Source organism: Niallia sp. Kr1 (assembly GCF_050389805.1).
GTDB lineage: Bacteria > Bacillota > Bacilli > Bacillales > Cytobacillaceae > Bacillus_BD.
The window spans coordinates 4,095,092-4,107,255 of sequence record NZ_CP130945.1 but is presented as its reverse complement, the minus strand read 5'-3'; the positions used below and the strand labels follow the sequence as shown (position 1 = coordinate 4,107,255).

Sequence of the window (12,164 nt, the reverse complement as noted above, 5' to 3'; positions counted from 1 at the left end):
CGCTTTTTATTACGTAATGGCGACCAAAATTTCAACGTAGGCAGAAATGAGTAAAATGGTCACGAGAATATTAACCGTTCTAAACACACCGGTCTGCTTTTCTTCAGGAATTTCCTTTTGCAGGCAAAGGATATTGGTCATCCTATTAATATGAAATAAGAAAAACGTCGCAAATAAAATATAAAAAAAGAGCACTTCATTAATTCCTCCTTTTAAAGAGGCTGATTCTGCATCGTGAATAAGGTATAATACAATTCATAATCTGAAAAAGAGATCAATGTATATGATCACGATTAATAAAAAAGCCAATTAATGGTAAAGTGGGGTTAAATGGAGTTACTATTATGTATATGCCTTGAATGGGACAATTAAAACAACTATTAGACTTGCAAATAAACAATTAATCTACCTGAAAAGTCATTGAAATGGTAAAATAATGTACATACATAACGTATTTAACTTATTTAAAACTTTTGAACTTACTATGTTAATTTACGCTGAAAGCAATAAAAAATCAATAGTTATATTCTTTTGTTTTACTATTAAATGAGAATAAACCTTAATTAAAGTGGGGACAGATATGGATTTAGAGGCTATTGCAAAAAAAATACAAATGCTGGAATACCATCAATCTCTATTATTAAAAATGAATCGTAATTCACAAGAATCGTTTTATAAATTAATCATTGAAAAAACGCTAACTGAAGACGAAGTTAAACAATTCTATAAAGATTGTGAAGGATTGAGCAGAGCTTATGAAGAACAGAAAGCGGAAGGTTTTGTTTATTTTCATCCGCTTTTCGAAAAGTTTACTCGCGATCTTCATCCAAAACTTACAGCCCAAGAAGTTATTTCAGCTTGTTTAACGCAGGGATTGTATATTCCACTTATGACTGAACTTAAAAAATATCTATAGTACTTATATAAGTTCCTTTTCTAAGTTTGTTTTCTTAACCAATTTTCCTTCTGTTTCTATAAAATCTTGATTGATATTGTTAAAAGAAGTTTCAAAGATTTCCATGAAGTCATCACCGTAAATATTACGGATGACGGCCATTAATTCCATAAATTCTGGAAACTTTCCATATAGATCTTTTAATGGTAAAGAGGCAGTATACATAGACGTTTGAGTTCCGTCATAGGTTTCTAATAATTCTAGAAAGATCTTTTCCCCTTTTTCTGTCAACTTGATATAGGTGTTTCGTTTGTCATTTTCCTTTTTGGAAAATTCAAGGAACCCTCGTTCTTCTAACTTTTTAGAAAAGTTAAAGGCAGTTGATACATGCATGACCCCAAATTTAGCAACATCTGAGATGGAAGCTCCGTTTAAGTGATACGCAATCGATAGGATATGGTGTTCATTAATATTCAAATCATACGGTTTGATCCACTGCTGCCAGTCTTTTTCGACAGATTTCCATAATGCTTTACTTAATTGCGCAATTCTTTGCGTATAAAGCAACGCTTCCTTTATAGAAAATTCTTTTTCTTCCATCCTCTTATACCCCTTTTCATTTTCTCTTTCTCTCTTTATTATCATTATGCCAATAAAATAAAGATTAATAAAGATATTAATTTACTAAATTTTTAGAATATACGTAAATTCTGCTCATTTTGTTGGTAATGGTTGAATTTTGTTAATAATATTAACACAGTATATTTGTTTTCGATTATGAAAGAAAAAAATCCTGCTTTTCTTTCCTATTTTTTATAAAAAATGTCAGAATTTACATACTATTTACGTAGAGACGCTTCAATTTTTTCAATCGTTTCCTCAAGAGAAGCGATTTCCTTCTGCAGCTGTACTTGGTGGGGGCTTATATCTTTCTTCCAATTTGCAATGATTGTTTCTAAATCTGACATAAAGGTACGGATGGTTTCTTTGCTCTCTATTGTAGCGGAAGCAATATCTTTCTGGATTTGGAGTAAGTGAGATTGGACCTCTGAGAGTTGATCAATAAATGACTCTGCTGTGTCTCTTAGTTTTAGACGAGTTTCTTTACCAGAATTTGGGGTTAAAAACAGTGTGATCAAACCGGAGAAAAAAGCCCCTGTTAAAAAGCCTTTGATGTATGATTTTCCTTTCATCTTAATCACCTCATTTATTTCTAATTGTTGAGTGTACTCATATCGTTACCCTAACTCGCATATTCTAAATTATGCTTGTCTGAAATACTGGGGGTGCTGCTGGTTGAGTTTATTCTTTTTTTCCTTAAGTCTTCTGTCTTGTTTGCTGTGCATCTATTATGCATTGGCGATAAAAAGGCCAAGTGCCTATCCACCCAAAGTCTTGTTGAAGAAAAAGTTTCGTTTACTACGTCAGTGCAGTCTTATTTTTTTACTAATTAGTATTGTTTTAAAAATCTTTTAACCTAAATTGGGCAAATGCTTTTATACCGAAATCTTTGACAGGTACCGTACTCATATACTACTAAAGTTAGAGATGAACACTAAAAGTTTTTCATACACAGTAGGTTTAAATTCTGGCTGAAAAGCCTGAGCCTCCGGTGGATGGACCGGATTTTTCAGGTATTTTATCGAACGAGCTTAAGGTTTAGATCCGTGCGCAAAATTTGCGAGAGAATTTGATTTTTTTAGTTAGAAAGAAAAACCCGCCAATTTAAGACGGGTTTCAAACAGTTATTGGCTGATTGTTTGTTGTCCAGTGAATGCCGTTTTGCTCATGATTGTTGTTGCTACTGGATATAGTACAATCATGACAATTGTATTGACTGCTGCTGCTGGTAATACGGCTGCAGCGAACATTGCTGCGAACTGTCCTGGTAGCCCTACAATGACTGATGCAACACCTAGGAAAATCGCTCCTGAAATTAATGTTCCAATTGCTGTTAAAACAGAAACAGAAATAATGTTTTTCTTTAATTTACCTAGAGCCATGAAGATCCCAAAAAAGACAAATGCTGTGATGAATTTATCGATCACATTTGGGAAAAAGCCTCCAGGCATGGATGTTGTAATCCCTGAAATAATTCCTGTTACAAGACCGATTAATAGAACGCTTTTTTTATCAGGAAAAAGGATAATTCCTAAAAACATCATCGTAAGCATCATATCCGGCTTCATCCCAAAAACAAATCCAGGAACAACTGCATGTAATACTGTCCCCATTCCAATCAATAGAGCAATGGCAACCAATTTTTTTGTATTCATTTCTCATCTCTCCTCATCTAATCTTATCTAAAACTGTCTTTTCCTACAGTGCACTCATTGCCTGTAGCGAAAAGTTTTTATTATTATAGCATAATAAGCTTGTCTAAAGCATCTTTTTATTAATAATTTTTTCTGAAATCTTTCATAAATTGTGCAAGTTTCTCTACATTTTCCAGTGGAACGGCATTATAGATAGAGGCTCTGCATCCACCAACAGAACGGTGTCCATTTAAACCAACAAACCCAGCCTCTTTCGCTTGAGTTAAAAAGCTTTTCGTTGCTTCATCAGAGTTCAACGTGAACGTCACATTCATAGTTGAACGGCTGTCTTGCTCAGCATGTCCATTATAGAAGCCTTCACTTTGGTCGATTTCATCATATAAAAGGGCAGCTTTTTGTCCATTGATCTTCTCAATGGCTGTAAGCCCGCCTTGTTGTTCCACCCATTTTAGGACAAGTGATAAAAGGTAAATTCCAAAAGTTGGTGGTGTGTTATATAAAGAATTATTTTTAGCATACGTATTGTAATTTAACATGGTTGGCAATTCATGGGATGAACGAGCTAGTAAATCCTTTTTAATGATGACAACCGTTACTCCAGAAGGACCTAAATTTTTCTGAGCACCCGCATAAATAAGATCAAATTGCTCTACATTTAATGGTCTGCATAGTATATCACTTGACATATCTGCAACAAGTGGGACTTGTAATCCGGAAGGGAAATCATGCCACTGAGTTCCATAGATCGTATTATTACTTGTGATGTGTAAATATGCTGCATCATTAGGAATGGATGATGGATCAAGAGCAGGAATGTTTTTATATTGATTTTCTTTGCTGGAGATGACAGCCTCAGTTTTACCTAATTTTTGCGCCTCTTTTAGGGCCTTTTCAGACCATGAACCTGTTAAAGCGTAATAAGCGGTTTGCCCGTCTTTGAGCAAATTCATAGGGACCATAGAGAATTGCAGACTCGCTCCGCCTTGTAAAAATAGAACCTCATAATCATCGGAAATGGAAAGTAAAGAACGCAATAACGAAATGGCTTCGTTATGTACGGCATCATAATCCTTACTTCTATGACTTAATTCCATTACCGACATGCCTGTACCTCTAAAGTTCAGTAGTTCACTTTGCGCTTCCTTAAGCGCCCATTCTGGTAGTGCAGCTGGACCTGCGTTAAAATTTAGTGCACGACTCATTAAAAAAACCTCCTCATTTTCGTTTCAAGCAAAAAATATTTTCTTCCATAATAGTACTCAGATTCTGTCGAAAAGTACATATCTTATTTTTGAAAAATAAGAAATTCTCCAAAAAGGAGAATTTCATGAAGGAAATATTTTAAAAATGACTCTTAATATCTGCTGCCATTTGCTGCAAGTCTAATGAGGAGTAATCACTTTGATTGTTCTTCCATACAGCTCCAAATCCATCTCCTTCACCATAGCGTGGGATTAAGTGCATATGGAAATGGAAGACAGATTGACCTGCTTTTTCACCATTATTGTTTACGACATTTAAGCCAACTGGATTGTATGTAGCTTTTAGGGCGTTGGCAATCTGCGGAACCACTTCGAAAATATCTTTTGCAATTTCAGGTGTTAATTCATAGACGTTTTCTTTATGTATTTTTGGGATCACTAACGTATGTCCTTTTGTTACTTGACTTAAATCCATAAATGCCAAAACCTTTTCGTTTTCAAAAACCTTTGCAGAAGGAATGTCTCCATTGATGATTTTACAAAAAATACAATCACTCATCCTAATTCAACCCTTTCCGTCATTATGTAAGATGTTTCAATTATTGTAACATACTGGTAAACTTTTTCTACATAGAAAAAGGGCAGGATTCGCATGGAATCCCACCCTGATGCAGGGGAGTCATATACTTTCGTTCACTACAGGTACTGTTCTGCGATAAACACCTCATTTATTAGTAAAATGTTTGTGTTTATTGAGGAACTTCAGATCCTTTGTTCAAGCTAACCATCCCCTTATTTCTTATAAGTTTTTTTGCAAAATCTTATAGAACTTTAGGAACGTTATCTTTGACAAACACCTCATTTTCAAATTATTTCATTTGAACTTTGGTGAAAGGAATCCTCTTGGTTTTCATACAACTTGTGCATTACAACCATCCCCTTATTAGGAACGTTTTTAAAGCATATGGGTTAATCGAAACAATTGTCTTTTGCAGACACCTCATTTCAATTTTTGATGATTTTCATCATCAAGGTTGTTTCCCCTACATAGATTAGAATGTCCGATATTGAAATTTATATACTCCTTTATTAATTCTTTTTTAATATCTTGTCAAAGTTTCGTAAAGATGATTTTTACATTGAAAACAAAGTCAATCATCTATTTCCTTTAAAAGTAACAAGTTTAAGAAAAGAGTCCTAGTCAAAACTGGACAAGGACTCCTATCATTTCTTACAATCAACATAGAAACCATAATAGGAAGGACGTTTTTGATGTCTTTATTAGAGATAAAAAATATAACTGGTGGATATACAAGAAATCCTGTATTGAAGGATGTTTCTTTCTCCGTTAATAAAGGGGAATTAGTGGGTCTCATTGGTTTAAATGGGGCAGGGAAAAGTACAACGATTAAGCATATTATTGGATTGATGGAACCACATAAAGGGGAAATTACCATCAATGAGAGAACGATTGAACAAGATCGAGAAATGTATCGAAAACAATTTACATTTGTACCAGAAACCCCCGTCCTATATGAAGAGTTGACACTTCAGGAACATTTACGCCTAACAGCAATGGCCTACGGGATGGATGAAGCTGTATATAAGGAAAGAATACAAACCCTATTGAAAGAGTTTCGAATGGAAAAAAGACTCAAATGGTTTCCGGCACATTTTTCTAAAGGGATGAAACAAAAGGTCATGATTATGTGTGCCTTTTTAGTACAGCCATCTCTGTATATCGTGGATGAACCCTTTGTGGGACTTGATCCACTTGGAATTCAATCTTTGCTTGATCTCATGGAGAAAATGAAAGAAAGCGGCGCTGGGATTTTAATGTCGACTCATATTTTAGCGACTGCTGAACGATATTGCGACCGATTTATTATTCTCCATGAAGGTAAGGTAAAGGCTCAAGGAACAATGGATGAGCTGCGTCAGGATTTTCGGATGCCGAACGCAACATTAGACGATCTTTATATTAGATTGACAAAGGAAGAAGACCATGTTTGATGAAAAATTATTATGGAAAGAACGGTTTAGCCGGACGAACCGTGAACTTTCCCGTTACCTCAGATATATATTGAATGGTCATCTTGTCATTGTTTTTATCTTTTTGCTAGGTACGGCTGCCTACTACTATCAAGAATGGCTAAAGTCGCTCCCTGCTGATTTTCCAGCTGCTCCGATCATGGCTGTTCTCATGGCACTACTCGTTACATACAGTCCTATCTATACGTTTATGTCAGATGCCGATCGAATTTTTCTACTTCCCTTAGAAACGAAACTACAGGGGTATTTTAAAAAGTCGATTCTAATTAGTTTTTTTGTTGGGGTGTATGTATTATTGGTTGTACTTGCTGTATTAATGCCAATGTATGCAGCTGTTCATAACGGACAATTTAAAGATTTTTGGATCTTCTTACTCATAGTTTTAGGAGCAAAAGCCATTAATCTCTGGATTCGTTGGTTTGTTCAATACGACAATGAAGTCCGCAATCATCGCATTGATTCAGCTATTCGATTTTTTGTAAATCTTGTTTTCCTTTATTTATTATTCTCTAACGCGAAACCGTATCTAATAGCGGTTCCGGCAGTTCTCTTAGTTGGTTTATTGCTGTATTACCGTCAACAATCGCAAAACAAAGGATTAAAATGGGAGTATTTAATTGAACAAGATGAACGAAGAATGACCGCGTTTTATCAACTGGCTAATTTATTTACTGATGTTCCTAAGTTAAAAAATAAAATAAAGCGTAGAAAAGCACTCGATAACCTGCTTACAAGAATCCCATTTCAACAAGATCACACCTATATTTATTTATTAGGTAGAACATTCTTGCGATCAGGTGATTATTTAGGTTTATTCATTCGTTTAACAATAATTGCTGGTGTGGCGATTTATTTTCTGACCTTTGGCATCGGACAAGTTATTCTCGTTGTTCTATTTCTTTATTTAACAGGTTTCCAATTGCTGCCATTATGGAAGCATCATCAGAATCATTTCATGCTTGAGTTGTTACCAATCAGTAATAGAATAAAGCACGAAACTTTTCTGCGAATGATTCGTAATATTTTAGGACTGCAAGCCCTGTTATTATCGGCTGTTGTTTTCGTCAAGGGAGATTGGATGTCAGCAATCATTTCCTTATTAGCTGGAATCGTCTTTTGTCTATATTTTGTTTACATGTATAGTAAAAGAAAGATCAGTGAATAAATGGAGCGTAACAACTTAAAGGAGAGATTTCGCATACATGAATCAATACGAGGAACAAGCGTTCAATGAGATTTTAGAATGGAAGCGAAAAATATTAAAAAAGCCGAAGCTGTTTCAACGGATGACAAAAGGAATGCAAGATAAAATTAATGAAAAAATCCCGGAAAAAGCCCATGTAGTCATTACAGAAGGGATTAAAAATTTCGTAAAATTAACGTTAACGGGTTCACAAATCACGACGAGAAAGAGTGAAGAAGCTTATTATTCGCTAAAAGAGCGGGATGAAATCTTCCAACAAAAATTGTCTACCTATCGTAAGTCCGCGGTCATTGAAGGAGCCGGGACTGGTGCAGGAGGGATTCTTTTAGGGCTTGCCGACTTTCCGCTTCTTTTATCGATTAAGATGAAATTTTTATTTGATGTGGCCAATTTATATGGCTTTGATACGAAAAAATATGAAGAACGAATTTTTATTTTGCTTGTTTTTCAATTAGCGTTTTCGAGTGCGGAAAAAAGAAGAGAAACAATGGAGCTGATTGAAAACTGGGAAGAACGAAAATTAGAGCTAGTGGAATTAGATTGGCAAGCGTTTCAACAAGAGTATCGGGATTATATTGATTTTGTAAAAATGCTTCAGCTTGTACCAGGAATTGGTGCCGTTGTAGGAGCCTATGCCAATTATAATTTACTCGACCAACTTGGCGAAACCGCGAAAAATTGTTATCGATTAAGATTATTAACAACACCTCCAACCTTATAGTATAATTTTCCTGTATAAAAAGGGGAAAGGATTTAAAGGGTTGGAGAAATGAAGAAAATAAGATGGATGATTTTATTATTGGTCCTCGCACTTGTGTCCACCGTTTTTCTAATAAGTGGTGTAAGACATGATGAGCATTTAGCGTTGGATGAGGACCTAAACCAATTGGTATTATCTCTGTTTCCAGAAGCTAGTGTTTCTTTTTTTAACGTGGTTACGGAATTAGGCGACACAATCGGAATTGGGATTGTAGCTCTGATGATGGTCATTTGGCTTGGCTTCAAAAAACGAGACCTTATCGGAATCGTTATTTTGCTATTGGCGGTTGCGTTAGGAAATGAAATGAGCAAATGGTTAAAAGAAGTAGTTGGTAGAGAAAGACCTGTTACCGCAGAATTAGCGGAAACGTTAAGCTTTCCAAGCGGTCATGCCATGGTAAGCTTCATTCTGTATTTTATATCAGCTACCTTTTTGATTTCCCATTTTAAATCGGTTAAATTTAAGTGGGGTACTGGTATTATGGCATTTATGATGGTGACCCTAATTGGGTTAAGCAGAATTGTCTTACAGGATCATTATCCTACAGATGTTCTTGGAGGGTACACGATTGGTTTGATTTGGTCTTTACTATGGTTGGTTATCTACTTTGTCTTCAGTTCTAATATGAAGAATCGTCAGATGAAAAAAGGGTCAAAATCACTCCCATTAAACCAATAAAAATAACTGACTGGTGGCGTCCAGTCAGTTATTTTTTTCTTCTTTTTCTTCATAGATTTTATAGTTTGTTACAAAGGACGGTCGAGGGAAAATGATGGGGTTCTGTTTCTTATCAAATTCACCTTTCGCATGAGCTTCTGAAAACGATTTGGATTTTTTCCATTGATGATAGGCCTTTTCATCTTTCCAAAGAGTGAACACCATATACGTATCATAGCGTAGTGGACGTAATACACGAATCGCGATAAAACCAGGTTCTTTTTCAATGGACCTTGCTCTGTTCTTAAAGCGATATTCAAATAATGGACGACCTTCATCGCTTACAGGGATATGATTGCATCCTGCAAATCCAGTAGTTGCGGTTAGTGATCCAGAAGAATCGATTATTTCATATTTTTTCGGTTCATTAAAAACCGAACTTCCCTCTGTTTCATGAGCCAACAAAAAAATATCCTCATTTTGCATCAATAGGAGCGTTTCATTTCGATGTTTCTCGATTATCTTTTTTAAATAGTCTTCTGTACCACCTGTAAAGTACATATTCATCGTAATCACCCTTTTCCCTCATTATAAATCTAGAAACAAATCATTCCCAATCAAATGTAACGATCATCATTATTTTGTGAGAAAGCGATAAACTATACAATAATATTATAAAAAGGTATCATGATAATTGTCATAAAAATGTACGTTTATCAATTTCGTTTTAACGATTATCTATATTACACTAGAGATATGTGTTATTAGAAAGGGGTATAGGGAATGGAAAGAAAATTTAACGACACTTTTTTAAAAGCAACAAGGGGAGAAAAAACAGATCATGTTCCTGTTTGGTATATGCGTCAAGCAGGGCGTTCACAGCCGGAGTATCGTGAAATTAAAGAAAAATACTCTCTATTTGAAATCACCCATCAACCAGAATTATGTGCATATGTCACACGATTACCTGTAGAAAATTATGGAGTTGATGCGGCCATTCTTTATAAGGATATTATGACACCGCTACCTGCAATTGGGGTAGATGTAGAAATAAAATCAGGAATTGGACCAGTAATTGATAATCCAATCACTTCATTAGCAGATGTTGAAAAACTAGGTGAAATTCATCCAGAAGAAGATGTACCTTATGTTTTGGAAACGATTAAAATGTTAACGAGGGAACATTTGAACGTGCCTTTAATTGGTTTCACGGGCGCGCCTTTTACATTAGCAAGCTACATGATTGAAGGCGGCCCATCAAAAAATTATACAAAAACAAAGGCGTTTATGTATTCTGAACCAAAAGCATGGTTTGCTCTTATGGACAAGCTTGCCGAAATGACAATTACATATGTTAAATCTCAAATTAACGCTGGAGCAAAGGCGATTCAAGTGTTCGATTCTTGGGTTGGAGCATTGAATGTAGAGGATTACCGTACCTTTATTAAACCAACCATGACCCGAATTTTATCTTCTTTAAAGGAAGAAAATGTACCTTTGATTATGTTCGGTGTGGGAGCAAGTCACTTAGCTCTTGAATGGAATGATCTTCCTGTTGATGTTGTTGGATTAGATTGGCGTCTTCCTATACGTGAGGCACGAAATTTAGGTGTAACGAAATCGATTCAGGGAAACCTCGATCCGGCCCTTCTTGTAGCACCATGGGAAGTAATTGAGGAAAAAGCGAAAGCTATCCTCGATCAAGGGATGGAAAAAGACGGTTATATTTTTAACCTAGGTCACGGTGTGTTTCCACAAGTGAATCCTGATACATTAAAGAAATTAACCGCCTTCATTCATGAATACTCAGCAGCTAAGAAATGAGGTAACTAAGTTCGGGTTGTTTAGAAAATATAGTTTTTTTAAGTTAGATTGATGTCTAGCGCAAGCAACCATCCCCCTCGAGGTCACAAGATTGTCTAGTGTCGGCTCCTAGGGACGAAAGGATAAGCCAAGTACTTCTCTTAAGAAGTACTCGTCTTACGCCCTTTGACCCTAGATAGTCACCTATACATTTCTTACAATTCGTCAAGAAGATTAAAGAACAATCTTCTTACCGGCTCGTCTTGTGCTGGTCGGGGGTGAGCACATCAGGGAAAGCTTCCTTGAATTTTCTTCATAGGAACAAAAGACTTTGTGTTCCGAAGGCGCTTGCGCTTTTCTTAGAAGGGATGATGACTTCATGAAAAAGACAATAGGTCTTCTAGTTATGGCTTATGGGACACCGTATAAGGAATCTGATATTGAACGGTATTATACCCATATTCGACGTGGACGAAGGCCGTCAGATGAGGCCCTTGATGATCTAAAAAGAAGATACAAAGCAATTGGAGGAAGTTCTCCGTTAGCTGAAATAACGTTGGCGCAGGCTAAAAAACTAGAAGAGCAATTAAACCAAATACAGGATCAATACCAATTCAAAATGTATTTAGGATTAAAACATATTGAGCCGTTTATTGAAGATGCTGTCAAAAAAATGCATGAGGATGGTATTGAAGATGCGGTTAGTATTGTACTGGCACCGCATTTTTCTACTTTTAGCATCCAATCCTATAACGGGAGAGCGAAAGAAGAGGCTGAAAAACTTGGAGGTCCTCATATAACGAGCATTGAGAGCTGGTATGATGAACCTAAATTTATTCAGTATTGGGTTGATCAATTAACGATCACATTTGAAAAAATGACAGAGGAAGAGAAGCAGAATTATGTCTTAATTGTTTCAGCACATAGTTTACCTGAAAAAATCATTAACATGGGAGATCCCTATCCAGAGCAATTAAAGGAAACTGCAGAAATAATTGTTAAACAAGCTGGTGTTAAAAATTATGCGCTAGGCTGGCAAAGTGCGGGAAATACCCCTGATCCATGGTTAGGGCCTGATGTTCAGGATCTTACTAGACAATTATATGATGAAAATGGGTATCAGGCCTTTATCTATATTCCGGTTGGCTTTGTTTCTGATCATTTAGAGGTTCTTTATGACAATGATTATGAGTGCAAGGTGGTCACAGAGGAAATCGGTGCTTCTTATTATCGACCAGATATGCCTAATGTGAATCCACAATTTATTGATGCGTTAGCAACCATTGTTTTAAAAAAATTAGAAATACAACAATGA

Annotated in this window: 14 protein-coding genes; 7 read left to right on the top strand and 7 right to left on the bottom strand. The window is 35.8% G+C overall.

Translation table 11 applies throughout. The features are described from left to right. Window positions 1-9: 9 nt before the first annotated feature. On the bottom strand, window positions 10-195 hold the full coding sequence (locus tag Q5760_RS20140; RefSeq protein ID WP_428909390.1) for a hypothetical protein: 186 nt from the start codon (window positions 193-195) through the stop codon (window positions 10-12). A gap of 385 nt (window positions 196-580) precedes the next feature. Between Q5760_RS20140 and Q5760_RS20135 the strand changes: the two genes are divergently transcribed. Next, a complete protein-coding gene (locus tag Q5760_RS20135) occupies window positions 581-916 on the top strand; it encodes a DUF1878 family protein (RefSeq protein ID WP_428909389.1) in 336 nt (111 codons plus the stop codon). A 3-nt stretch (window positions 917-919) separates the two neighbouring features. Here Q5760_RS20135 and Q5760_RS20130 read toward each other — a convergent pair whose 3' ends face one another. The 5 genes from Q5760_RS20130 to Q5760_RS20110 all read right to left on the bottom strand — a co-directional run bounded on the left by Q5760_RS20130 (window position 920) and on the right by Q5760_RS20110 (window position 4,932). Further along, on the bottom strand, window positions 920-1,495 hold the full coding sequence (locus Q5760_RS20130; RefSeq protein WP_428909388.1) for an HTH-type transcriptional regulator Hpr: 576 nt from the start codon (window positions 1,493-1,495) through the stop codon (window positions 920-922). 239 nt (window positions 1,496-1,734) lie between these two features. Beyond that, window positions 1,735-2,088: a YtxH domain-containing protein gene (locus tag Q5760_RS20125; protein ID WP_428909387.1), complete on the bottom strand. Its 354-nt coding sequence runs from the start codon at window positions 2,086-2,088 to the stop codon at window positions 1,735-1,737. Between the two features lie 552 nt (window positions 2,089-2,640). Continuing rightward, on the bottom strand, window positions 2,641-3,171 hold the full coding sequence (locus tag Q5760_RS20120) for a tryptophan transporter (protein ID WP_428909386.1): 531 nt from the start codon (window positions 3,169-3,171) through the stop codon (window positions 2,641-2,643). Between the two features lie 119 nt (window positions 3,172-3,290). Then, on the bottom strand, window positions 3,291-4,373 hold the full coding sequence (serC, locus tag Q5760_RS20115; protein WP_428909385.1) for a 3-phosphoserine/phosphohydroxythreonine transaminase: 1,083 nt from the start codon (window positions 4,371-4,373) through the stop codon (window positions 3,291-3,293). A 139-nt stretch (window positions 4,374-4,512) separates the two neighbouring features. Then, a complete protein-coding gene (locus Q5760_RS20110) occupies window positions 4,513-4,932 on the bottom strand; it encodes an HIT family protein (protein ID WP_428909384.1) in 420 nt (139 codons plus the stop codon). A 713-nt stretch (window positions 4,933-5,645) separates the two neighbouring features. Between Q5760_RS20110 and Q5760_RS20105 the strand changes: the two genes are divergently transcribed. From Q5760_RS20105 to Q5760_RS20090, 4 genes are read left to right on the top strand one after another with little or no spacing between them, the layout of a single operon-like run. Continuing rightward, the gene (locus tag Q5760_RS20105; RefSeq protein WP_428909383.1) at window positions 5,646-6,386 is read left to right on the top strand and encodes an ABC transporter ATP-binding protein; all 741 of its coding nucleotides are present in this window, start codon (window positions 5,646-5,648) and stop codon (window positions 6,384-6,386) included. Continuing rightward, the gene (locus tag Q5760_RS20100; RefSeq protein WP_428909382.1) at window positions 6,379-7,590 is read left to right on the top strand and encodes an ABC transporter permease; all 1,212 of its coding nucleotides are present in this window, start codon (window positions 6,379-6,381) and stop codon (window positions 7,588-7,590) included. Before Q5760_RS20105 ends, Q5760_RS20100 begins: the two co-directional genes overlap by 8 nt. 37 nt (window positions 7,591-7,627) lie before the next feature. Next, on the top strand, window positions 7,628-8,350 hold the full coding sequence (locus tag Q5760_RS20095) for an EcsC family protein (RefSeq protein ID WP_428909381.1): 723 nt from the start codon (window positions 7,628-7,630) through the stop codon (window positions 8,348-8,350). 48 nt (window positions 8,351-8,398) lie between these two features. After that, a complete protein-coding gene (locus Q5760_RS20090) occupies window positions 8,399-9,067 on the top strand; it encodes a phosphatase PAP2 family protein (protein WP_428909380.1) in 669 nt (222 codons plus the stop codon). 24 nt (window positions 9,068-9,091) lie between these two features. On the opposite strand, the gene Q5760_RS20085 is transcribed toward Q5760_RS20090, so the two are convergent. Next, entirely contained in the window at window positions 9,092-9,613 is a 522-nt protein-coding gene (locus tag Q5760_RS20085; protein ID WP_428912645.1) for an antibiotic biosynthesis monooxygenase family protein, read from the bottom strand. 216 nt (window positions 9,614-9,829) lie between these two features. Between Q5760_RS20085 and hemE the strand changes: the two genes are divergently transcribed. Then, window positions 9,830-10,870, top strand: coding sequence for a uroporphyrinogen decarboxylase (hemE, locus tag Q5760_RS20080; RefSeq protein WP_428909379.1), 1,041 nt, complete (start codon window positions 9,830-9,832; stop codon window positions 10,868-10,870). 358 nt (window positions 10,871-11,228) lie between these two features. Next, entirely contained in the window at window positions 11,229-12,164 is a 936-nt protein-coding gene (gene hemH, locus Q5760_RS20075) for a ferrochelatase (RefSeq protein WP_428909378.1), read from the top strand.

What these genes read in the sequence shown, in the direction of transcription:
- Q5760_RS20135 (WP_428909389.1), top strand. Translation starts at nt 581, where the DNA reads ATGGATTTAGAGGCTATTGCAAAAAAAATACAAATGCTGGAATACCAT.
- Q5760_RS20130 (WP_428909388.1), bottom strand. Translation starts at nt 1,495, where the DNA reads ATGGAAGAAAAAGAATTTTCTATAAAGGAAGCGTTGCTTTATACGCAA.
- Q5760_RS20125 (WP_428909387.1), bottom strand. Translation starts at nt 2,088, where the DNA reads ATGAAAGGAAAATCATACATCAAAGGCTTTTTAACAGGGGCTTTTTTC.
- Q5760_RS20120 (WP_428909386.1), bottom strand. Translation starts at nt 3,171, where the DNA reads ATGAATACAAAAAAATTGGTTGCCATTGCTCTATTGATTGGAATGGGG.
- serC (WP_428909385.1), bottom strand. Translation starts at nt 4,373, where the DNA reads ATGAGTCGTGCACTAAATTTTAACGCAGGTCCAGCTGCACTACCAGAA.
- Q5760_RS20110 (WP_428909384.1), bottom strand. Translation starts at nt 4,932, where the DNA reads ATGAGTGATTGTATTTTTTGTAAAATCATCAATGGAGACATTCCTTCT.
- Q5760_RS20105 (WP_428909383.1), top strand. Translation starts at nt 5,646, where the DNA reads ATGTCTTTATTAGAGATAAAAAATATAACTGGTGGATATACAAGAAAT.
- Q5760_RS20100 (WP_428909382.1), top strand. Translation starts at nt 6,379, where the DNA reads ATGTTTGATGAAAAATTATTATGGAAAGAACGGTTTAGCCGGACGAAC.
- Q5760_RS20095 (WP_428909381.1), top strand. Translation starts at nt 7,628, where the DNA reads ATGAATCAATACGAGGAACAAGCGTTCAATGAGATTTTAGAATGGAAG.
- Q5760_RS20090 (WP_428909380.1), top strand. Translation starts at nt 8,399, where the DNA reads ATGAAGAAAATAAGATGGATGATTTTATTATTGGTCCTCGCACTTGTG.
- Q5760_RS20085 (WP_428912645.1), bottom strand. Translation starts at nt 9,613, where the DNA reads ATGAATATGTACTTTACAGGTGGTACAGAAGACTATTTAAAAAAGATA.
- hemE (WP_428909379.1), top strand. Translation starts at nt 9,830, where the DNA reads ATGGAAAGAAAATTTAACGACACTTTTTTAAAAGCAACAAGGGGAGAA.
- hemH (WP_428909378.1), top strand. Translation starts at nt 11,229, where the DNA reads ATGAAAAAGACAATAGGTCTTCTAGTTATGGCTTATGGGACACCGTAT.